This window comes from Paraniabella aurantiaca, from assembly GCF_050309965.1.
GTDB lineage: Bacteria > Bacteroidota > Bacteroidia > Chitinophagales > Chitinophagaceae > Niabella.
In genome coordinates this window covers 197374-219850 of record NZ_JBLOSY010000002.1, presented here as the reverse complement: position 1 = coordinate 219850, position 22477 = coordinate 197374, and the positions used below count along the sequence as shown (strand labels likewise).

Genomic DNA, 22477 nt, shown 5'->3' with positions numbered 1-22477 from the left:
ACGGCCGGCCTAACTGCGATTTTCCAAAGCAGGAACCGGAGACTATTACGCAGCCTCTCTATGAATTACCCCGGAAAAAAATCATTTCACCCGGATTAAAATTTAAGCATCTGATGAGATCAACGTTTATTCTTTTATTGGTATTGATGGGAATTTCCACAACACTGACTGCCCAAACCACTAAGATCACCGGCACCATTACCAACCCGGCCGGAGAACCGCTGGCAGGCGTTACCATTAGTGAAAAAGGTACCAACAAAACCGTATTTACACAGTCTAACGGCCAGTACTCCATCCAGGCTGCCCCTAATGGAATATTAACTATTTCCTATGTTGGCTACGATACAAAAGAAATCGACATTAATAACCGCCAGCAGATCGATATCAGCCTGGTAGCCCAGGAAAAGAGCCTGGAACAGGTGGTAGTTGTAGGTTATGGTACGCAAAAAAGAAAGGATCTTACCGGGGCTGTTAGTTCCGTTAGCGGAACCGAACTGGCTAAGGTTCCGGTGCAAAATGTGGGACAGGCATTACAGGGCCGTTTGGCCGGTGTTCAGGTAACCATGGCGGACGGTTCGCCTGGTGCAGAACCCACCATTAAAATCAGGGGCGGAACCTCTATTACCCAAAGTAACCAACCATTGTATGTGGTAGATGGAGTACCTCAAACAGACGGTCTGGCTTTCCTGGATCCTATGGATATTGAGTCGGTAGACGTATTGAAAGATGCTTCTGCAACGGCAATTTATGGAGCAAGAGGAGCAAACGGCGTAGTATTGATCACCACCAAACAAATTAAAGCAGGCAAAGTAACGGTGAATTATGATGGATATGTCGGCGCAAAAAAAATAACCACCGAAATACCCGTGATGGGCGCTTATGACTACCTGTTGCTCGATTATGAACGTCGAGTAGGAGATTCCGCCAGGGTAGCTGGTTTTACCAACCTCTACGGACCCTTCGACTCCCTCAAAACTATTTATGGCGGAAGGCCGGGTAAAAACTGGCAGGATGAAGTTTTTGGAAATACCGTTTACAACCAGTATCATAAAATAAGTATCAACGGCGGTAGCAAGGATACGCGCTTTAATGTGTTCTACTCCCGCAATAATGATGAAGGCATTATGTTGAACAGCGGGTCAACCAAAAATATAGGTAAAATTACTCTGACCCATAAAATAGGTGATAAGTTTACGATCAATGCTATTGCGAATTATTCCAACCAAAAAATAACCGGCCTTCCTCCTACTGAAGGTGGAAATGCACGGTTAACTTACCTGCAAACCCTTTTGCAATACCGGCCTGTAAGCGGCAGAAATCCCGCAGACGATGACGCGCTTCTTGACCTGGAAACAGACCCCCTGGACAATCAAAGTTCACCGGCATTTCAAAGCCCGATCATCGGTGCGCGTTCGCGTTTAAGAGAGCGTGTCATTAACACCCTCAACGCCAGTGCCAATATTCAATATAAACTGTCGAAGAGCCTTACTTATCGCGGATTGATCAGCTATACAGCAAAAGGCAATAAGTATAAGCAATTCAATACATCGGAATCTATTGTGGCTATTCGCAGCGGAGGCCCTTTCGGAAGCATTGATGAACAAAACGACAGTCGCCTGAACTATAATAACACGCTTACCTATGCGCGTAACTTTGCAGGCGCCCACAACCTCGATGTCACAGCGGGGCAGGAATATATTTATAACTACTTTGAACGTTTTGGTACCAGCGCTTCAGCATTTCCTAAGGTAAATAATGGTTGGGATGACCTTTCACTGGGAACTATTTTCGGCACACCCAGCTCCCGCGCTGAAGACGACAAATTACTGTCCTTTTTTGGCCGCGTTAATTATGGTTATAAAAGCAAATACCTTTTAACAGCCAGCCTGCGGGCCGATGGTTCTTCTAAATTCGGGATCAACAACCGCTGGGGCATCTTTCCTTCAGTAGCTGTTGCATGGAGAATGATCAATGAAGACTTTATTAAAACAATGCCTGCATTTTCAGATCTGAAATTAAGGATAAGCTATGGACAGTCCGGAAATAACCGCATCAGCAACTACGCTGCGCTGGGCATTTATACTACGGGGTCTTATCCGCTTAATAATACCATTACCACTTCTGCCTACCAGAACAACCTGCCCAATCCAAATTTAAAATGGGAAGCCAACCAGGCGGTAAATATCGGGTTAGACCTGGGTTTATTTGACCAACGGATTACACTTACTACGGAATATTATGACAACCGTTCGAAGGATTTGCTTTTCGACACCCGCATTCCTTCCAGCTCCGGTTTTATTACCCAGTTTCAGAATATCGGAACTACCCTTTCGCGCGGACTTGAGTTTACACTAAATACTGTAAATATTAAGAGCAACGATTTTAACTGGAATACCAGCTTTAATATTGCATTTCCCAAAACAAAAGTGCTGGAGTTGAGTGATGGAGAAACTTCAAAAATCGTAAACAGCTATACCACCTTTAATGACTACATCCTGCAGGTGGGGCAACCTGTCGGGATCATGTACGGGTATGTAGCTGATGGGTTATACCAGGTGAATGATTTCGATTTTAATGCTGCCAACAATACTTATACATTAAAAGCAGGCATCGTAAAAGATAACCGGGCCGTACAACCCGGCTACCAGAAGTTTAAAGATATCAGCGGACCTGATGGTGTACCCGATGGTGTGATCAACGACCTGGACCGTACCGCTATCGGCAATGCCAACCCGAAATATACAGGAGGTTTTACCAATACATTGAGCTACAAAAATTTCGACCTGAGCGTATTCTTAAACTTCGCTGTAGGTAATGATATCTATAACGCCAATGTGCTTAACAATGCCGCATTGAGCAATGAGCTGAAGAATACCTTATCACGCTTTAGCGAACGCTGGATGACTATTGATGCGGAGGGAAAACGTGTTACAGATCCTGTTGCGCTGGCGGCCCTGAACCAGGGTAAAACCATCCCTTCCTATATTGGTATGGTTTCAGACAGGCCTTACAGCACCATGATCGAAGACGGGTCTTTTCTGCGTGTAAACAATATGAGCCTGGGTTACACCCTGCCTAAAACCCTGATCCAAAGAGCCAGGATCAATAATGCCCGGGTTTACTTTACCGCTTATAACCTGCATGTGTTTACAAAGTATACAGGTTATGATCCTGAAGTGAGCGTTATTAATAATGCCATCACTCCCGGTGTTGATTTCAGCGCCTATCCGCGTGCCAGGTCATTTGTACTGGGTTTAAACCTATCCCTGTAACCATTAAAGTAATTACTACAATGAAACATAGAAATATAATCAGACAGGCAACTACTATCGCGGCATTTTGTGGCCTTATCATAACGGGTGGTTGCAAAAAAGTACTGGAAACCCAACCTTACTCTTATTTCACCAGCGATAACTTTTATTCTAACATTGACGAAGCCAATATGGCTACATTGGGTATATACGGAGCTGTATCTACCTGGAGCGGGTATGGATGGAATATCCCGATGGTTTTTGACAACGACAGTGACATCGGGCAAACTTCAGGTATTGCGGCCGATAACTGGCGGATCATACCCCATTATACCGGGATTCCCGAAACAGATATGTTTTATGGCAGCTGGAGCGCCCTGTACCAGGGTATTGACAGGGCTAACGTGGTATTGGAGCAAATTCCACAGATGATAGCTTACACCAACGGAACAGAGACGGAAAAGGCTCAATTGAACCGTATGCTTGGAGAGGCAAAATTTCTGCGTGGCTTTTACTATTCCGAACTGGTTCGCTTGTGGGGCGACGTGCCTTTTAAAACAACCGCATCCAAAGCAGGCACTGATTTAAAACTGGGACTGACTGACCGGTCTGTTATCTATACACAGATTATAAAAGACATGCAGGAAGCTGCCGAACTGCTTCCTGTAACAACCCCAACCAACGAGCGTGTCAACAAATGGGCCGTAAAAGCCATGCTGGCGCGTGTTGCTTTGTTTGCCGGAGGTTTCTCTTTGCAATCGAACGGGCAAATGCAGCGACCCACTAATTACAAGGAGTATTATACATTGGCACAGCAGCAGATCAATGATATTATGGCAGCCAATCCGTATAAGCTAAACACAAGTTACCCGCAGGTATTTATCAATCAATCCAAGCATGTATTAGAGCCTACGGAGAGTATCTTCGAGATAGCTTTTTTTACACCAACCGGCCCTGCCGGTGAAGCACCCAATGCTTCTCGTTACGGGTACTTTAATGCACCAGCTACAGCAACAGGCGTGTATGGCGGTACTTCTGCCAGGTGCCTGGCGGTGCGTCCTTTTTATGAAAGTTTTCAAGCAGGAGACTTTCGAAAAGATTTTGCTATAGCAAGGTTCAGGATTGACGCAACAGGCAACCGGGTATACCTTGTTACAGGAACCGGCGATCAAAACTGGACTGTTGGTAAATGGAGCCGTGAGTACCAGACCAACGCTCCAACAGAAATAGGCAGTACCAATATCAATACCGTAATCATGCGTTACGCCGACCTGTTATTGATGCAGGCAGAGGTAGAGAACGAATTGAACGAGGGACCTAACCAGGCAGCCCTGAATGCGATCAACCAGGTACGCAGAAGAGCTTATGGATTGGACATGCCGGGTAATGCGATCACGCTTTCTATCACTAATGGCGGATCCGGTTACACATCGGCGCCCACTTTAACGATTACCGGTGGTGGCGGAAATTATGCCAATGCAATTGTATCTGGTCGCAGCGGCGGACGCATTACAGAAGTAACGCTCTATAATACAGGCTTTGGTTACACTTCAGCTCCAACAGTTACCATCACGGGTGGCGGCGGAACCGGGGGCGTAATTACAGCAGCGCTGGCGCCAAAGCCTGATGCCGCAAGTATCAATATTCCTTCGGGCTTAAGCAAGAAAGCCTTCCTGGATACATTGATCAGCGAGCGGGCTAAAGAACTTTGTTTTGAAGGAATGCGCCGGGCCGATCTGATACGGTGGAACATGTTGGGTACTAAAATACAGGAAACCTATAAAAAGGTACAGGCTATAAGGGCCACTTATCCTTATCCTGCAGGCGCCAATTTCGTACCGGGCAAGCATGAGTTGTATCCTTTCCCGCAAAATGAAACTGACGTTAATAAAAATATCGGTCGTCAAAACCCGGGCTATTAACAGCAGGTACTATCTCATTATTTAAAACTTATTTGAATGAATAAAATAGCCTATAGTAATAGGAACCTGCGATGGGCGATCATTACTGTCGCTTTAGCAATAGCGGGATGTACAACGCCTGCGGAAAAGGAAACTAGCAAGCGTCCCAATATCCTGATCATCATGTCCGACAACCAATCGGCGATCCATGCAGGTGTTTATGGAGACTCAACGGTGCGCACACCACAAATGGATAGCATTGCCGGCGAAGGCGTGCGCTTTACCAACGCATTTTGTAATTCGCCTTCTTGTACCCCTTCCAGGGCCGGTTATTTAACAGGACAGGATATCTGGAGATTGAAAGAGGGTGCTAATCTCTGGAGCATTTTACCTACCGAATATCCTTTATATACCGATTTACTCGAAGCCTCCGGGTACGAAGTGGGCTTCCAGGGAAAAGGCTGGGGACCCGGCAACTTTGAAGCTAATGGCCGCAAGCATAATCCTGCCGGTAACCCGTATAAAAGTTTTAATGAATTTCTACAACTAAAAAAGAAAGATGCACCCTGGACCTACTGGATCAGCAGCCTGCACCCTCATCGTCCTTACGAGGTAGGCAGTGGCGAAAAAGCAGGTATCGACCTTTCAAAGATTAAAGTGCCGAAATATTTGCCGGACAACGACTCTGTGCGAAAAGACATTGCTGATTACTATTACGCTATAGAAATGTTCGATAAAGAGCTGGGCGATGCTCTTAGATTGCTGAGAGAAAGCGGAGAACTGGAAAACACCATCGTTGTAGTATGTAGTGATAACGGCTGGCAAATGCCCCGTGGACTGGCCAACCTCTATGATTTCGGTACCCATGTTCCTTTGATCATTTCATGGCCGGGTAAGTTTAGTAAAGGTACTGTAGCTAATGAACTGGTTACTTTGAATGACCTGGCGCCTACTTTCCTTGAATTGGCGGGTGTAGCCATACCATCAACCGTTACAGCTAAAAGCCTGTTGCCGGTTTTAGATAAAAACAGTAAGGATACGATTGCCAAAAGAGACTTTGTAGTATTGGGTCGCGAAAGACATGCTTTCGTTCGCCAGCATGGTATGGGCTACCCGGGCCGGGCTATACGTACCTCGCAATACTTATACATTCGCAATTACGAACCTAACCGTTGGGCTGCAGGCGACCCTCCCCTATATGGAGATATTGATCCTTACATGCTCAACTATCCCGGTCCCGCCAAATTTTATCTGATCGCCAACAAAGATAACCCGGCAGTTAAACCGCTGTTCGAACTGGGCATGGGCAAACGCCCTGCAGAAGAATTATTTGATATTCTTCGCGACCCTGATGAGTTACATAATTTGGCCGCTGATCCCGCGTATAAAAATGTAAAAGAAAAGCTTGCCGCACAAATGCAGCAATACTTAGTACAAACCAAAGACCCCCGGGCAACAGGCGGCGATGTAAGCGTTTGGGATAAGGCACCTTATTTTAGTGATATTGACAAACGGGCACATCCCAGTGCGGATGCAATCCGACAGTTTAAGCTGGATTCAGTATACGATTACTTAAAATAATTGCAGTCAACATCAATTTTAAGACGACAGCTTTTAGAATCAAAATTTATCCGTGAATCAACCATTAGCGATAGGAATAGATGTAGGAGGCTCTGCACTGAAATGCGGCCTGGTAGCTGAGGATGGAAGCCTGCTCCTATCTTTCTCAGAACCACTTGAAAAAAAAGAGGGTGAAGCAGGCATTATTGAACAAATAGTATCCTGCATTACGCAGGCTGAATCAACCGCCAATAGTTACAACGGCGTTGTTTGCGGAGTTGGAATTGGCTTTCCCGGTATTGTAGAAAACAACATAGTAATTGGCGGAGCTGATAACCTGCCGGGATTTGAAGACCTGCCTCTTGGGGCATTGCTGGAAACAAAAACGGGTCACAATATTTTACTGGACAATGATGCCAACATGATGGGCATGGGCGAGTGGATCTATGGCGCCGCAAAAGGATGCAGCGATATAGTATTCCTCACCGTTGGCACCGGTATAGGCGGCGCCCTGGTGATCAATAACCAGTTATACGGTGGTTATAAAAATCGTGGCACCGAGCTTGGACATATCATTATCCGGCATGAAGGCACACCCTGCTCCTGTGGCTCGCGCGGCTGCTTCGAAGTTTATGCTTCTGTAACTGCTTTAATCGATCGCTATCAGTTGCTGGCCGAGGAAGCCCCTGAATCAGCAGATGGTAAATACATCATGGAACGTTATTGGCAAGAAGATCCTGCAGCCATAAAGGCAATGAACTATCACCTGGATCATATGGCAGCAGGCATTGCCGGATACATTAATATTTTTAGTCCCGAAATGATAGTGATTGGTGGCGGTATCAGTGAAGCCGGTGACTTTTATATCCGGGCGTTGCGTGAAAGAGTAAAAAACCTTGCTATGCCTGCTACCAGCGGGCAAACCACTTTGATGGCGGCTGCATTAGGTAATAAAGCAGGGGTACAAGGTTGCGCTGCAAAAGTGTTCCGGTCTCCCGCAGTACATCCTGTAATCAACTTTCTATAATCCTTAATCGATGCTGCATGCAACAACCTAACCGTTTTTTAGTAGGTGTAATTTTATTGATATGGTTCGTCATATCTTTTGTAACCAACATACTAGGGCCACTTATGCCCATTATCATAGAAACCTACCGGCTTAGTTTAACGATGGCGGCCTTTCTTCCATTTTCCTTTTTCCTGGCTTATGGAATCATGTCGGTTCCGGCGGGCATCATGATCGAACGGTTGGGAGAAAAAAAATCGATGTTGATTGCTTTTGCATTGAATCTTATTGGAACCCTGCTCTTTGCCTTCAATCCTCAATACGGCATGGCGCTGGCCTCACTGTTTATTATTGGTATTGGCATGGCCATGTTACAGGTTATTATTAACCCGCTGATGCGTGTGGCCGGTGGTGAAGAAAATTTCGCGTTTTTTTCAGTAATGGGACAGCTGGTTTTTGGACTGGCGTCTTTTATAAGCCCTTTTATCTTTACCTACCTGATGCGGGAGCTATCCGCTCAACCCGTTACACATCCATTAGCTAACCTGCTGGGCGAACTGGTGCAAAACGGGCTACACTGGACGGCTTTGTATTGGATATTCAGCTTTATATTTCTTATCATGCTCATACTACTGGCGGTAATAAGAATGCCGAAAGTAGAATTAAAAGAAGATGAAAAGTCTGGCGCAGCCTCTGCATACCGGGAGCTCCTGCAAAAACGGGATGTATGGTTGTTCTTCCTGGGCATTGTAGCTTATGTGGGTACCGAGCAATCACTGGCCAACTGGATGTCGGAATTTTTAAAACAGTACCACCAGGTAGATCCGGCCGGCGATGGGGCTAACGCAGTGGCAGGGTTCTGGGGATTGATGACCATTGGCTGTTTATTGGGCCTGGTGGTATTGAAACTCTGGGACTCCCGAAAGGTATTAAAAGCAGCCTGCATTTTATCGGCATTAATATTAAGCATTGCTTTGCTGGGCAACAGGCAGTTATCATTATGGGCCTTCCCCGCCGCAGGCTTTACTATTTCGGTAATGTTCTCTGTAGTTTTTTCACTGGCACTGAATTCCATCAGCAAGCATCATGGTTCTTTCTCTGGCATTTTATGTTCAGGCATTTTTGGTGGAGCACTGGTACCTTTTATTGTAGGTGCGTTGGGAGATCTCATAGGCCTTCGCTATGCCCTACTATTTCTTTACATAACACTGGGATACCTGTTTTTTATTGCGGTGTATGCAAAGCCCCTGGTTAATAATAAAACGCTGGCCCTAAGGGAACTTTTTGCTAAAAAGTAATCCTGCAAAACCAGTGAAACGATTGAAAATATATCACAAAAGATTGCAGTTAATCAATATAGAAATACCGGCATCCGCAGTTCGGGCCGGTAACAAAAATCACGCATGAAAAAAATAATCTTAGGCATCGCGCCGGTATTATTGACATTGTTGGCAACAGCCCAGAAAACGGCGTTAGAGGCAGTGTCAACCCGCGTCAATGTACAGGCTGATACCGCCAGGAAAATTGATATAGTTGATAAAGCATGGGTAGCCGTGGGCATCAATAAGCCTTATTCTATACAAAAAGATGCAACCCTTTCCTTTAACGGCAAACCTTCTTACCGTTTTGAATTAAAAGGTGAGGATAATTCACTGGAAGGCTATGAAGAAGGTAGTACCAAGGGACGTGCAGAACTCTGTTATTGCTACGCTACAACAGATGATTATAAGGGCCTTCCCTCCCATACTTATACAACAGACCAGATACTGAAAATGGTTTACGACAGGGGTAAGGGACAATGCCCGCAGGGTTCGAAGTGGACGTATACTTTTTCAGTTTACGTTCCGGCTAATTTGTCCGCCGATGCTAACACTATTTTCGCACAATGGCATGGCATGCCGTCCCGAACGCTTGTCCAGGACCCATCAGGCAAAATCATGCAAATTACACCGCAACAGTTTGCCGGATTAAGCGATAGTATGGTATTTGCAAAAGACCAGGGACATGAAAAAATAAAAACGATCAGCCACAACGGCAAAGAGGATTTCAAAGCAGGCAAGAAAAACGGCTGGAAGATCGAACAGGGCGGATACCCGCCGCTTGCATTCGGGTTTTCCAATAATATGTTTTATATTAAAGCTAATTCAGATAGCAAATGGATGACCGATAAAACCGATCGAACATTGGCCAACCCGGCTAAAGATGCAATGATGAAGCCCGTGAGCTCTGAATATAAGATCTCGACCATAGCTTATAAAAGTGCATTTAATTCTTTTCCTAAAAATACCTGGGTTACATTTACAGTAGCGATCGACTGGTCGGTATATGATGGAGCCGGTAATAAAATGAAACAGCCCGGTAAACTGGATGTGGTAATGCAATACGATAACGGTAAAAAGAAAGTGAGCAATCATATTGTCAACAACCAAACTATCGCCATTGGAAGAAATGACGATAGCGGTTATTATTTTAAGTTTGGCATTTACCGCGTTGGGAGCAGCACGGTACCTGTTGTTTACAATCTCGCGGGATACCAGCAGGAACAACGATAAAGGAAAATAAAATAAAAAGATGAAGCATTTAAAACTACTAACCCTTGTAAAGCGAGCTTTACAGCCTGTTTTGCTATTGTTATTACTAAGCGGTGTTGTGCATGCCCAGCGTCCGAATATTGTATTGATCCTTTCAGATGATCATGCTTTTCAAACCATTAGCGCCTATGGTAACCGGCAAATACAAACACCGGGTATAGACCGGTTGGCGAAGGAAGGCGCTTTGTTTAATAGAGCTTATGTAACCAATTCCATTTGCGGACCCAGCAGGGCCAGTATTCTCACCGGCACTTACAGCCACATCAACGGGTTTAAGGACAACGTAAGTTTTAATTTCAATTTCAACCAGGAAAGCTTTGCCAAAGCTTTACAGCAGGCAGGTTATCAAACTGCCTGGATAGGTAAAATGCACCTCGGTGACAGTATTCCGCAAGGACTGGACTATTACAGCATTCTTCCGGGACAGGGACAATACTATAATCCTGACTTTATACAAACCGGTAATACTACCCGGCGTTACCAGGGTTATGTTACAGACATAATCACTGAAGAAGCGGAAGGCTGGCTGCAGCGCCGCGACCCCTCCAAACCTTTCTGCCTGGTTATAGGCCATAAAGCAACACACCGCACCTGGATGCCCGCCCTGGAAGACCTGGGCAGGTATGACAACATCAAATTCGATTTACCGCGCAATTTCTTTGACAATTATAACACACGAAAAGCAGCAGCAGCGCAGGATATGACCATTGCCAAAACGATGCGCATGGCACATGACCTGAAAATATATGAAACCGGCGATTCGCTGGCAATTGAAAATAGTGTGAAGCGGATGACTGCAGACCAACAAAAAAAATGGTTTGCCTACTACAATAAAATAAAAGCAGACCTGCATGCCGAGGCGCCTAAGGGAAATGCATTGACTGAATGGAAATTTCAGCGCTACATGAAAGATTATCTGTCAACAGCAGCTTCGCTGGATCGCAATATCGGAAAGACCCTGGACTACCTCGACCAAAACGGCCTTTCGAAAAATACACTCGTTATTTACATGTCTGATCAGGGATTTTACATGGGTGAACATGGATGGTTCGACAAACGTTTTATGTATGAAGAATCTTTCAGAACACCAATGTTAATGCGATACCCCGGTGTGATCAAACCCGGCAGCGTGATCAACAACTATGTGATGAATATTGATCTGGCCCCTACCTTTATTGATCTCGCCGGTGGCGTAACTCCTAAGCGGATGCAAGGCATATCCTTTTTACCCCTGCTGCAAAATAAAAAATACACAGGGCGCAATACCTTGTATTATCATTATTATGAAAACGGCGAACATGCCGTATCGCCGCATTTCGGCATTAAAACCAACCGGTATAAACTTATCCGGTTTTACAACAAAATAGAAGGCTGGGAATTATTTGATCTTGAAAAAGACCCGCAGGAAATGAAAAATATTTATTCCGATCCTAAGATGATGAGCGTTGTAACATCTTTAAAGAAAGAGCTGGCCCAACAGATTGAACGTTATGATGATAAAGAAGCCGCAGCTATTTTCAGAACCGGGAAGTAAAAAATCTAAAAAAGTTATATGAGACCGATACAAGTGTTTGATGATAAAATGGAAGGTTCAAAGGCCATTGCACGGCATATTGCCCATTTGGTGAAACGCAGGCGGGAAGAGCATAAACCCGTTGTACTGGGTTTAGCTACCGGTAGTACGCCAATCGGCGTATATGAAGAGTTGGTAAGAATACATAAAAATGAAGGTCTTAGTTTCGAGCATGTAATTACTTTTAACCTGGATGAGTATTACCCAATGCGGCCGTCCAGTCAACAGAGCTATTCATGGTTTATGCACCATCATCTTTTTAATCATATTGATGTACCTGCTCAAAATATTCATATCCCAGATGGCGCCCTTGCCAAAAATCATATACCTGCTTTTTGCCGCGGGTACGAGGCCGCTATAAAAAATGCCGGCGGTATAGATTTGCAGCTACTAGGCATTGGCCGTACCGGGCATATTGGCTTTAATGAGCCACCTGTCAGCGCTGACTCCATTACAAGATTGGTGTCTTTGCACCCAATTACAATTGAGGACGCAGCCCGGAACTTTGGCGGTATATCCTTTACCCCTACAGAAGCCATTACTATGGGCATATCCACGATCATGCAGGCAAGGGAAATTGTTATTGCAGGCTGGGGACCCAATAAAGCAGCTATTATTAAAAAAGCCATAGAAGCTAATATTGATGAGCAAATACCAGCGTCCTACCTGCAAACACACGCTTCGGTAAAATGGGTACTGGACAAAGAGGCAGCGGCTGAACTTTCGGAAATGACCGAGCACGCCGATGCATAAAAGTTTCACATAATTACTAAACCATGCAATAAATATATGCAGTTAAAGATAAAAGTGGCCCTGTTAGCGGCGTTGGCTTTATTTGCAACAAGCGGCATTGTAGCACAAAAAAACACAGCAGCAGAAAAAATTGTTACCGGCCAATATGGTTTTGAAACAGACGCTGATGCTGAAAACTGGCAGGCCCAAAAGAGTACCCTTCATATTTCATCGACACACTATAAAGAGGGACAACACTCGCTTTGCTGGAACTGGACAAAAGATGCCTCACTGGAAATTAATGGTCTAAAGGGATTGAAGGAAGCAGGCATGCCCTATCCCGGAGGTATTCCTGAAATATATGAGCCGTCGTTTTATGCCCGGGACCGATTCGGTGGTATTAAGATCTGGTTATACCAGGAGCAGCCTACATCCGGTCAGCTGGTTTTCCAGGCAGGAAGCAGCCTGACGGCAGCCAGGCAATCACCCAAATACCGGTTTTCTGTGAACCTGGACTTTACAGGCTGGCGAACCGTATGGGTTTGTTTTGAGGAAGACGCTAAAGTACCGGGATATAAAGGAAGTGACGATTTGCAGGCGATGGTTATACTCCCTAAAAATGTAAAGCCAAATAAAGGGAGGCTGTTCATTGATCACCTGACTTTACTCAACTTCGTTTCCAATAAAAGAAGCTCAGACCTTCAATTTGAAAATAAAAAACGGAATCTCCGGTCTGCTGACGGCTACGAAATATTAAAACCCTTTAAAGCATATAAGAGCGGTGTTTTTAACAGGCAGGTAAATACAAATGATCTCGCGGCTGAAACTGGCAGGATCGCTGACCGTTTGGAATTTTTGATACTGGGAGACCAGAGCACCGACTGGAAACAAAGAAATACGGGGATAGAAAATGTAATGCAGGGTAAATTAAAAGCAGCACGAAACACCTACGACCAATTAAAGATAAAAAGAGAAAACGGTACCGTTAATGGAGTTCCATTGTTCGCCATACGCGACGAACATCCGACTGCAGAGGGCCAGGTATTTGATAATGTTGCGCAAACCCTCTTGTTTCCTTTAGCTATAGATTACCGGCTCAACAAAAACACTTCTTCCAAAGAGCAGCTGCTGGCAGCATTGGATTACTTTCTCGACCAGGGCTGGGCCTCCGGGAGTGCTATCGGGACCGTTGATCATGTGATACGCTTAACACCTATAGCTACTGCTATTTTCCTGATGCGGGATGAATTGAAGGCACAAAATAAGCTGAAACCACAATTAGATATGCTGATCTGGCATACACGTATGGGCAGCCTGTTAGAGCTGGATGCTACGCGCGGTGAAAACTCTGATAAAGTGCGCGGTGGTGCAATGGTGAAGCTGATTACCATTTTACTGATGGAAGACGGAGCCCGTAAACAACAGTTGCTGGAGCAGTTTCAACAATACATGGATTATGTGGCATCTTTTTCGCCTGGATACAGCGATACTTTTAAACCCGACTATTCCATTTACCATCATAGGGGCACTTACCTTAATGCTTACGGCACCAACGCCTTAAATACTATGGCACTCATTCACTGGTTGCTGGAAGGCACCCAATTCAGCATGAATGCCACATCTACCCATAACCTGACAGCTGCATTAAAACAACAGGCGGCAATAGCATACGGGGTACAAATACATTATGGGGTAAGCGGCCGCTTCCCTTTAAACAACAGCTCTATAGATGGGCATAGTATGCCCGCTTTTGCGTATATGAGTATGGCCGGTGATAGCATCCGCGACCAAGAGCTGGCAGCACTCTACAACTACATTTACTCCATTGCAAAGCCCGAAGAAATCAATAAAATGCTACTTCCTGCGCTCACTTATTCGGGCACTTATGGCACACTGAACCTGATGGTACGTCTACATCAAAAGATGGGTGATACACAACATAAGCCTTCGGACGGCGTTACTGTAATGCCCTACTCCGGCCTGCTTGCTTATAGGCGTGGTAATGCCTTTGCAACGGTAAAGGGCTACAATAAATATGTTTGGGATTATGAGGGCGGTAAGGGAGAAAACAATATGGGACGTTACCTGAGCCATGGTATGTTAGTTACAGCACAGGGTGCCGAGAAAGATGGCTTCGATGGTATGGGAATGGCATTAAACGAAGGTTTCGACTGGTCTATGCTCCCCGGCGCCACTACCAAAAAGCTACCGGCAGACAAAGTACTCTATTATCCGCAGGCAGACCAAAAATACGTGGAAGGCAAACACCGCAACTTTTCGGAAAGCATAGTAGCAAGTGGTTTGAAACAGGGAACGAATGGTCTTTTCGCATTGGATTTAAGAGATGATGTTTTCCCCGATGCAGACCGGTCTCTTTTTGACAATAGTTTTCGCGCCAGGAAATCGTGGTTTTTCATAGGCGATGAGATTATTTGCCTGGGTTCAGGTATCCGCAGTAATGACAGCCGATACAATACAGTAACAACACTATTCCAATACCAGGCCAACGAAAAAAGAACTAATTATTTTAATGGCAAAGTTATCGCTTCGCCAACCTTACAAAAAGCAGATGGCGGTTACTTCACCGATCAGAACGGACTTCAATATATCATTCCTAAAGGACAGACTATTAATTGGGTACTGGCTAAACAACAGTCTTATCAATGGAAGAATGCCAGCTATAGCCCGGTGGAAGGCGCTTACCTGAAAGCGTGGCTGGATCATGGCACTCATCCCGCCGGAGTTGGCTATGAGTATATCATCCTCTTACACAATCAACAACCAGAGCGCTATATTCAATCTAAAACTTATCAAATATTGCAGAAAGATCAAATAGCACATAGCATCCGGCATATTGCTGCAGGCATCACGGCTTATGCAGTGTTTGAACCCAATATAGCTTTAAAAGGCGGACTGTTGCTAAAAAGTGATGCACCTGTGTTAGCCCAGTTTAAAGAGACCAATACCCGTCTTCAGTTAACGGTTGCCTGCCCTGATATAGGCCAGGCCCGTTGGAATCATAATATGTCTCATATGCCAGATAGTATTACCAATGCCTGGGCCAAAGGAAAAGTAATTACATTAACCGTTAAAGGTGAATGGTATGCTACCCAACAAATACCAACGTTGGTTTCGTCGATGGTAAAAAATGGCCATACGATCCTTTCCATCTTCTGTAAAGATGGCGAAAGTATTGACCTGCCATTGCAGCATCGCGGAGAAAGCGCAGCGGAAGAAGATTAATTGAAAGATAACAGGTTCAAAGTTTAAAGAAACTACAGTTCTTACCTTAAACCTTTAAACATTGAACGTTTAAATACTATTATATGCATAGATGGTTGTTATTAGTCCTGACGGTTCTTTGCAGCATGATGGCCCGGGGCCAGCAGAACAGTCGCCCCAATATTCTGATCATTATGACCGATCAGCAAACTGCCGATGCCATGAGCCATGCGGGAAATAAAGACCTGTATACACCGGCGATGGACCGGCTGGCGGCAAATGGTGTTCGCTTTACAAGGGCTTATTGCGCCCAGCCCCTATGCACGCCGTCACGCAGTTCCATATTCAGTGGCAAAATGCCTTTTGAAACAGGCTTTATTGGCAATGCCCCTGAAAAAGATGGCCAGTGGCCGGATAGCTTACTAATGATGGGAAAGATCTTTCAAGAAGGAGGATATCAAACGGGCTATGTAGGCAAATGGCATTTGCCGGTACCGGCAGAAAAGATCAGCCAGCATGGATTCGATTTTATACAAAATACTAAATTCCAGGATTACAACGATGCAGCTACACCCTCCTATTGTGCCCGGTTCATTAAGGAGCATAAGGATCAACCCTTTTTACTCGTGGCATCCTTTCTAAACCCACATGACATTTGCGAATGGGCTCGCGGAGATGCTTTAAAAATGGATGTATTGGCCGCCGCTCCCCCTCCTCATCAATGCCCGCCACTGCCGGCTAACTGGGCTATTCCGGCCAATGAACCCAGGATTGTACGGGATCAGCAGGCATCTAATGTACGTACTTATCCTTCGGTAAACTGGACGGGTGATCAATGGAGACAATATCGCTGGGCTTATAACCGGCTGGTGGAAAAAGTAGATCAATATATTGAAATGGTACTGACTTCACTTACCAAATATGGCATCGAAAAAAATACGATCATTCTTTTTACAGCAGACCATGGAGACGGATATGCAGCCCACTCCTGGAACCAGAAACAAGTATTGTATGAAGAGTCGGCCCGCGTTCCGTTTATCATCTCTAAGCTGAACAGCTGGCAACCGAAAACTGATGAATTGTTGGTTTGTAACGGCACCGATATCATTCCTACCATTTGCGGACTCGCCGGCATAAAAGCACCCGCCTATCTGAAAGGTGCAGACATCAGTAAAAGATTAAATAACCCATCCGCGATATTGCGGGACACCCTTGTAATAGAAACAGATTTTGCCGATAACGATGTATTGCTGGGCATCAGTGGACGTGCAGTGATCACTAAAAACCTTAAATATATTGTATATAGCAAAGGAGAAATACGCGAACAGTTATTTGACCTGCAAAAAGATCCGGGTGAAATGGATAACCTGGCCGTAAAGCCAAAATATAAAAAGCAGCTACAACAAATGCGTCAATACCTTAGTACATGGTGCAGGAAAAATGGCGATCCTTTTGAAAAGCTATTATGATCTGTCTGCAGCTATTATGCCTGTTTTATCAACGTAGCTCATTGGAGCTTAACAGCATGGGCGTAGCAAAAACACGGCTGGCGCATCCCAGCAGGCAAGCTTCGTAACCCATTCCGGCACGTACGATCATGGAATTAGTAAATGTATCAGGCATTACGCGTTTCGCCACACGGCTGCTGATTTCTTTCTCATAGAAATCGGTACCGTCCGAAATGCCGCCACCAATGATCATTTTTTGAGGACTGAAAATATGGATCAGGCTGGTAATACCAATGGCCATATACTCAAAGTGCCTTTCCATCACTTCTATGGCTTCAGCTTCGCCTGCTAAATAATTGGCTGCGATAATTTCTCTATTGACTTCAGAAGTGTCAATGCCTTTCAACCGTGAGTAATCCTGTATCAGCGCCTTTATAGAAGCGTAAGCTTCAAAACAGCCCCGGCCGCCACAGGAACAGGGAGGACCGTCGAAGTTGATGATAATATGGCCAAATTCCGTACCCTTATTCTGGTAGCCGCCATACAATTTATTATTGATGATAGCACTCCCTCCGATACCTGTTCCCAACGTGAGAAAGACCGCATCTGAACAATTTTTGCCTGCACCAAACTGCATCTCTCCCCAGGCCATCATATTAGCATCGTTGTCTACCACTACATTCAAGCCGGTTGATGCCGTAATTACAGCTCCCAGATTTACCTGATGAAAACCGGGTAGATTATCTGCGCCGCCAAGGATTACATTATTTTCAACAATGCCCGGAAACCCGATGCCCACACCCAGGATTTTGCCATCGGCAGCACCGGCACATTTTCGAACCGCCACATTAATTAACGCAATTATTTCTCCTTCAGATAATACATCTTTCGAAGGCATTTTAAACGAATAAGCGATCTCACCTCTTAAGTTGATAAGGCCGCATCTTAAATAGGTACTGCCTACATCAATGGCAATGGCATACATTCCTGTCGGTTTTTATTGAATAAATATGGAAGAATACAACTACTTCCTCTACCTCAAAGTAACATCACGCGGCAATCACAGTATTTAAAAAATGGTTTTATTTATTTAAATATGGTTGATTTTCATTCATTCAGGACCCGGCATGTTTACCGGATACATATTCGGTTGGCAAAACACCATAATATTGCTTAAACGATGTTGAAAAGTAAGACAGCGAACTGAAACCCGACATGTAAGCAACTTCTGTAACCGAATATGCTTTAGTTTCCAGGAGTTCTGCCGCCTTTTTAAATTTGATACGCTTGATAAAATCAGTAGTAGATTCACCGGTTATAGCTTTTAGTTTAAGATAGAGACTGGAACGGCTCATGCCAATGTTCCTGCTAAACTTCTGCACAGAAAATTCAGCATCGCTCAAACTCTCTTCCACTATTGTTATTGCTTTACGCAGAAATTCTTCATCCAGCGTATTGAGGGCTATATTTTCCGGAACAATTTCTGTTGCCGACGAATAATACTCTTTTAAACGCCTCCTCGACCGGAGAATGTTCTGCACTTTAGCATCCAATACCGGAAGGGAAAATGGCTTGGTCACATAATCGTCGGCACCGGCTTCCAACCCCTTTACCTGGTGGGCTGGTTCACTTTTGGCTGTGAGCAGTATAACCGGGATATGACAGGTGATAATATTTTTCTTAACTTTTTTACAAAACTGTATACCATCGGTACCGGGCATCATTACATCACAAATTACAATATCCGGGGCCTCCTCTTCTACCTGTTGAAAAGCTTCCTCACCATTATATGCCCTGGTTACCCTGAATTGATTCTCAAAATATCCGGCCAGGTAATCTACAATCTGAACATTATCGTCCACAATTAACAAGTGTTGCAGATGGGCTGCAGCTGTTGCAGACGCCTCATCCTCGTCCGCATCATCTGCGTCTGTAGCGGGAGCCACATAATTATCCACCAACAGGCTATAGTAATGGCTGTTGCTCATTTCTTCGGTTTCGTGCTCACTGTGGCTAACGGGTAGCCTAACGGTAAAGACGGTTCCTTTATCAGGTTCGCTTTCAAGAGCTATAGTACCGCGGTGTAATTCTGCCAGGCTTTTTGCAAATGCCAGGCCTACTCCCGACCCCCAATTAGCGTCGGAATAGTTGACCTGGTAAAACCGCTCAAAAACCCGCTCATGGTCGGCAGATGCAATACCCAGCCCGGTATCGCTTACCGTTAGCAGCATCTGGTCATTTTGCTGTTCGAAACCTAACACCACCGTATCACCAGGGCGGGTATATTTAAACGCATTGGACAAAAGGTTGTTGCATATCTTTTCAATGGCATCTCTATCAAAATAACAGGTGAAATCAGGCCGGTTAGCTTTGAACGTGTATTGAATATTTTTTTGCCTGGATAGTTCCAGAAAGGAAGCATAAATATCCCGCATCAACCCAACAATATCGCCTTCGGCCAACTCGAGCTTCTTCAAACCGTGTTCGGTTTTCCTGAAATCCATCAGTTGGTCTACGAGTTGATACAATCGCTGCGCATTGTTGAGCATACGCTCATGATACTTCCGGGCCTTCTTCTCCGGAACTGAACTATTGAGCATTTCCTCCAGTGGCGCCACTATAAGCGTCAGTGGTGTTTTAAATTCGTGCGAAATATTCGTGAAAAAGTCCATTTTCATCTGGTTCAGGTGCTCCGACCTTTCCCTGTCATTCCGCTCTTTTCTCAACGCAGCTTTTGCTTTAACACGTTCCCTGATAACGCGATAAGCGATAAACCCTAAAGCGCCCAACACCAATAGGAGGGCTAAATAAAAAATATTGCTTCGCCACCAGGGAGGCTGCACCCTGATAGGCAGTGAGCGAACCGGGCTCTGTTCTCCCAACGGCCCCGTGGCCTGAACTTCCAGGGTATAGTTACCCGGCTTCAGGTTCGTATATACTGCCTTGGGAATATTATCGCATAGTTGCCAGTTGTTATCAAAGCCCTTTAACCGGTAACGATATTGAATACTTGCCGGAGCAATATAATTGAAGGTGCTGAAATATACCGTAAACTGTTTATACTCGTGTGAAAGGCGCAGACTTTTAGCTTCGTTGATAGATTGGTCCAGTACATTGTAACCACTGCCGGGGGCAACACGTGTATTCAAAATATCAAGGCCGGTAAAACTAATGCGAAGATCGAAGGGTTTTAATTGAATTGACTGGGGATAAAAATAAATCAGGCCGTTTATACCGCCAAAAAGTACCAACCCATCTGCAGTTTTACAGAAGGCGGGCAAACTAAACTGCATGTTACCCATACCCGTGTAATTATTAAACACCTGCAATTTCCTGAAGCTATCGTAAAGCTTGACCAGCCCCTTACTGGTAGATACCCATAAGCTGCCCTGGTCATCGGGTTGGATGCCAAATATAGCTCCCTGGATGGTATTATCTGCACCCGTGTAAGGAATAAATCGATGCTGTTGCTCATCGAAAAGATTTAACCCGTCTCTTGTACCTGCCCATATACGCCCCTGCTGATCCTCTGCTATGCAGTTCACCAGTTCATTGGAAAGTGTATTGCCCGAAAAAACTTCAAGTCGGTTCAAATCGGCGCTAAGTACATTAATACCATTGATAGTACCGATCCATATCCGGCCTTTTCGATCCTGCAGCAGGGAGGTAATACCCTCCGAACTCAGCTGCCTGCCTGCGGGGTCCTGTTCAAATTTTGTAAACCGGCCTTGCTGCCTGTCGAAGTTATTGAGTCCCGAACGGGTGCCCACCCAGGTTCTCCCCTGCCGGTCATAAAGCAAAGCGTGAACCATGTCGCTACTCACTGAAAAAGGGTTCAACGGATCGTGCTGGTATTTTTTTACGGCACGGGTATTTTTCTCAACTACATTAAGACCGGCATTGAATGTGCCAACGAGGGCATTTCCCGCGGCATCAAATTCAATGGCCTTGATATTGTTCGAGCTGATGCTATTTGGATTGTTCTCTGTATGGTATAAATAGGTAAGCTGGTTTGCTTTCCTGTCCCAGATGTTCACGCCTTTATCATTGGTACCTATCCAGATCTTTCCGGTGGGATCTTCACTGATTACATTGACTACCTGGTCGTTTAGCAATACATTACCGGTGGTTTGGCTAAGAATATTAAAGCGGATATCATCTTTATGGTAATAATTGAGCCCTCCAAAAAATGTTCCCAGCCACATCCCATTTTGCCGGTCTTTAAAGATGCAGCGTACAGAATTCTGGCTCAATGTAAGATGCCGGTTAGACTGGTGCTCAAAATTACTGAATGTTGTAGTGCGGGTGTCCAAAATAGAAAGCCCCCTGAAGGTTCCTATCCAAAGATTACCACTCTGATCCCAGGCAAGGCTACGGATATCATTATCTATCAGGCTATTTACTTGCTGTGGCTGATGCAGGTATTTTTCAACCTGGTTATTTTTCAGGTTCAGACACAGCAGGCCTCCGTTTTCGGAGCCCATCCACAGCCTGTCATCCTGCTGTACCATGGCGTTGATCCGCACATTAATCTGAGCAGGCTGAATGGCTTTGGCAGTTTTGGTAATGAGATCGAGTTGATATACGCCCCTATCCGTTGCGAGGTATAAAAAGCCATTGATAAAAAGTATCTGCTGAATGGTATGAACAGGAGTACCACTAAACCGGTAAGAAAAATTTATAAACCGATTGGAGGCCTTGTCATAGTAGTACAACTCGCCCGAATTTGCAGCAACCCATAGTTTATCATCACGGTCAGCTGTAATACCCGAAACAAACCACTCTCCCGGCTTTACTGTCAACGGATAGTTATCAAACTGTTCCTTTTTGTAATTGTAGCAACTCACGCCTTTGTTGCCGCCAATCCATAACATGCCATCCTTATGGATATATAAGCTCCTGATATAACTGGAAAATAGGCTGTGCTGGTCTTTTTTATCGGGCCTGAATATGGTAAAAGTTTTACCATCGTAGCGATTCAGCCCATCCTGCGTACCTATCCACATAAAACCCTGAAGATCCTGCTGCACTACAAAGACAGTGCTTTGCGACAATCCCTGATCAACAGAAATAGTTCTGAAATACCTGTTTTCGGTAGTGCTTGATATGGGCTGACCGGAAATAACAAGGGAGATCAAAAAACAACAGATCACCACCCACAAATGTAAACTTCTCATTGACACATTCAGTATT

General features: G+C 44.9%; 12 protein-coding genes. 10 read left to right on the top strand and 2 right to left on the bottom strand.

Annotated elements, in window-relative coordinates; translation table 11 throughout:
* Positions 1 to 113: 113 nt before the first annotated feature.
* The 10 genes from ACLOAU_RS15685 to ACLOAU_RS15640 all read left to right on the top strand — a co-directional run bounded on the left by ACLOAU_RS15685 (position 114) and on the right by ACLOAU_RS15640 (position 17305).
* Positions 114 to 3272, top strand: a complete 3159-nt coding sequence (locus ACLOAU_RS15685; RefSeq protein ID WP_427862843.1) for a SusC/RagA family TonB-linked outer membrane protein — start codon at positions 114 to 116, stop codon at positions 3270 to 3272.
* Between the two features lie 20 nt (positions 3273 to 3292).
* Positions 3293 to 5173, top strand: a complete 1881-nt coding sequence (locus ACLOAU_RS15680) for a RagB/SusD family nutrient uptake outer membrane protein (protein ID WP_427862842.1) — start codon at positions 3293 to 3295, stop codon at positions 5171 to 5173.
* A gap of 36 nt (positions 5174 to 5209) precedes the next feature.
* Positions 5210 to 6733 (top strand): sulfatase family protein, encoded by a 1524-nt coding sequence (locus ACLOAU_RS15675; RefSeq protein ID WP_427862841.1) that lies wholly within the window; start codon positions 5210 to 5212, stop codon positions 6731 to 6733.
* A 52-nt stretch (positions 6734 to 6785) separates the two neighbouring features.
* Entirely contained in the window at positions 6786 to 7739 is a 954-nt protein-coding gene (locus ACLOAU_RS15670; RefSeq protein ID WP_427862840.1) for an ROK family protein, read from the top strand.
* Between the two features lie 17 nt (positions 7740 to 7756).
* Entirely contained in the window at positions 7757 to 9016 is a 1260-nt protein-coding gene (locus tag ACLOAU_RS15665) for an MFS transporter (RefSeq protein ID WP_427862839.1), read from the top strand.
* Positions 9017 to 9121: 105 nt separating this feature from the next.
* A complete protein-coding gene (locus tag ACLOAU_RS15660) occupies positions 9122 to 10270 on the top strand; it encodes a heparin lyase I family protein (RefSeq protein WP_427862838.1) in 1149 nt (382 codons plus the stop codon).
* 19 nt (positions 10271 to 10289) lie between these two features.
* Positions 10290 to 11843, top strand: a complete 1554-nt coding sequence (locus ACLOAU_RS15655; RefSeq protein ID WP_427862837.1) for a sulfatase family protein — start codon at positions 10290 to 10292, stop codon at positions 11841 to 11843.
* 18 nt (positions 11844 to 11861) lie between these two features.
* Positions 11862 to 12635, top strand: a complete 774-nt coding sequence (nagB, locus tag ACLOAU_RS15650; RefSeq protein WP_427862836.1) for a glucosamine-6-phosphate deaminase — start codon at positions 11862 to 11864, stop codon at positions 12633 to 12635.
* A 36-nt stretch (positions 12636 to 12671) separates the two neighbouring features.
* Positions 12672 to 15857 carry a chondroitinase family polysaccharide lyase gene (locus ACLOAU_RS15645; protein ID WP_427862835.1) on the top strand — a complete coding sequence of 1062 codons (3186 nt, stop codon included), beginning with the start codon at positions 12672 to 12674 and terminating at the stop codon, positions 15855 to 15857.
* An 83-nt stretch (positions 15858 to 15940) separates the two neighbouring features.
* On the top strand, positions 15941 to 17305 hold the full coding sequence (locus tag ACLOAU_RS15640; RefSeq protein WP_427862834.1) for a sulfatase family protein: 1365 nt from the start codon (positions 15941 to 15943) through the stop codon (positions 17303 to 17305).
* 28 nt (positions 17306 to 17333) lie between these two features.
* Here the strand turns inward: ACLOAU_RS15640 and ACLOAU_RS15635 are convergent, their stop codons facing one another.
* Complete coding sequence (locus ACLOAU_RS15635) at positions 17334 to 18269, bottom strand: ROK family protein (RefSeq protein WP_427862833.1); 936 nt, start codon at positions 18267 to 18269, stop codon at positions 17334 to 17336.
* A 130-nt stretch (positions 18270 to 18399) separates the two neighbouring features.
* A complete protein-coding gene (locus tag ACLOAU_RS15630) occupies positions 18400 to 22461 on the bottom strand; it encodes a hybrid sensor histidine kinase/response regulator transcription factor (protein WP_427862832.1) in 4062 nt (1353 codons plus the stop codon).
* Between the last annotated feature and the right edge of the window lie 16 nt (positions 22462 to 22477).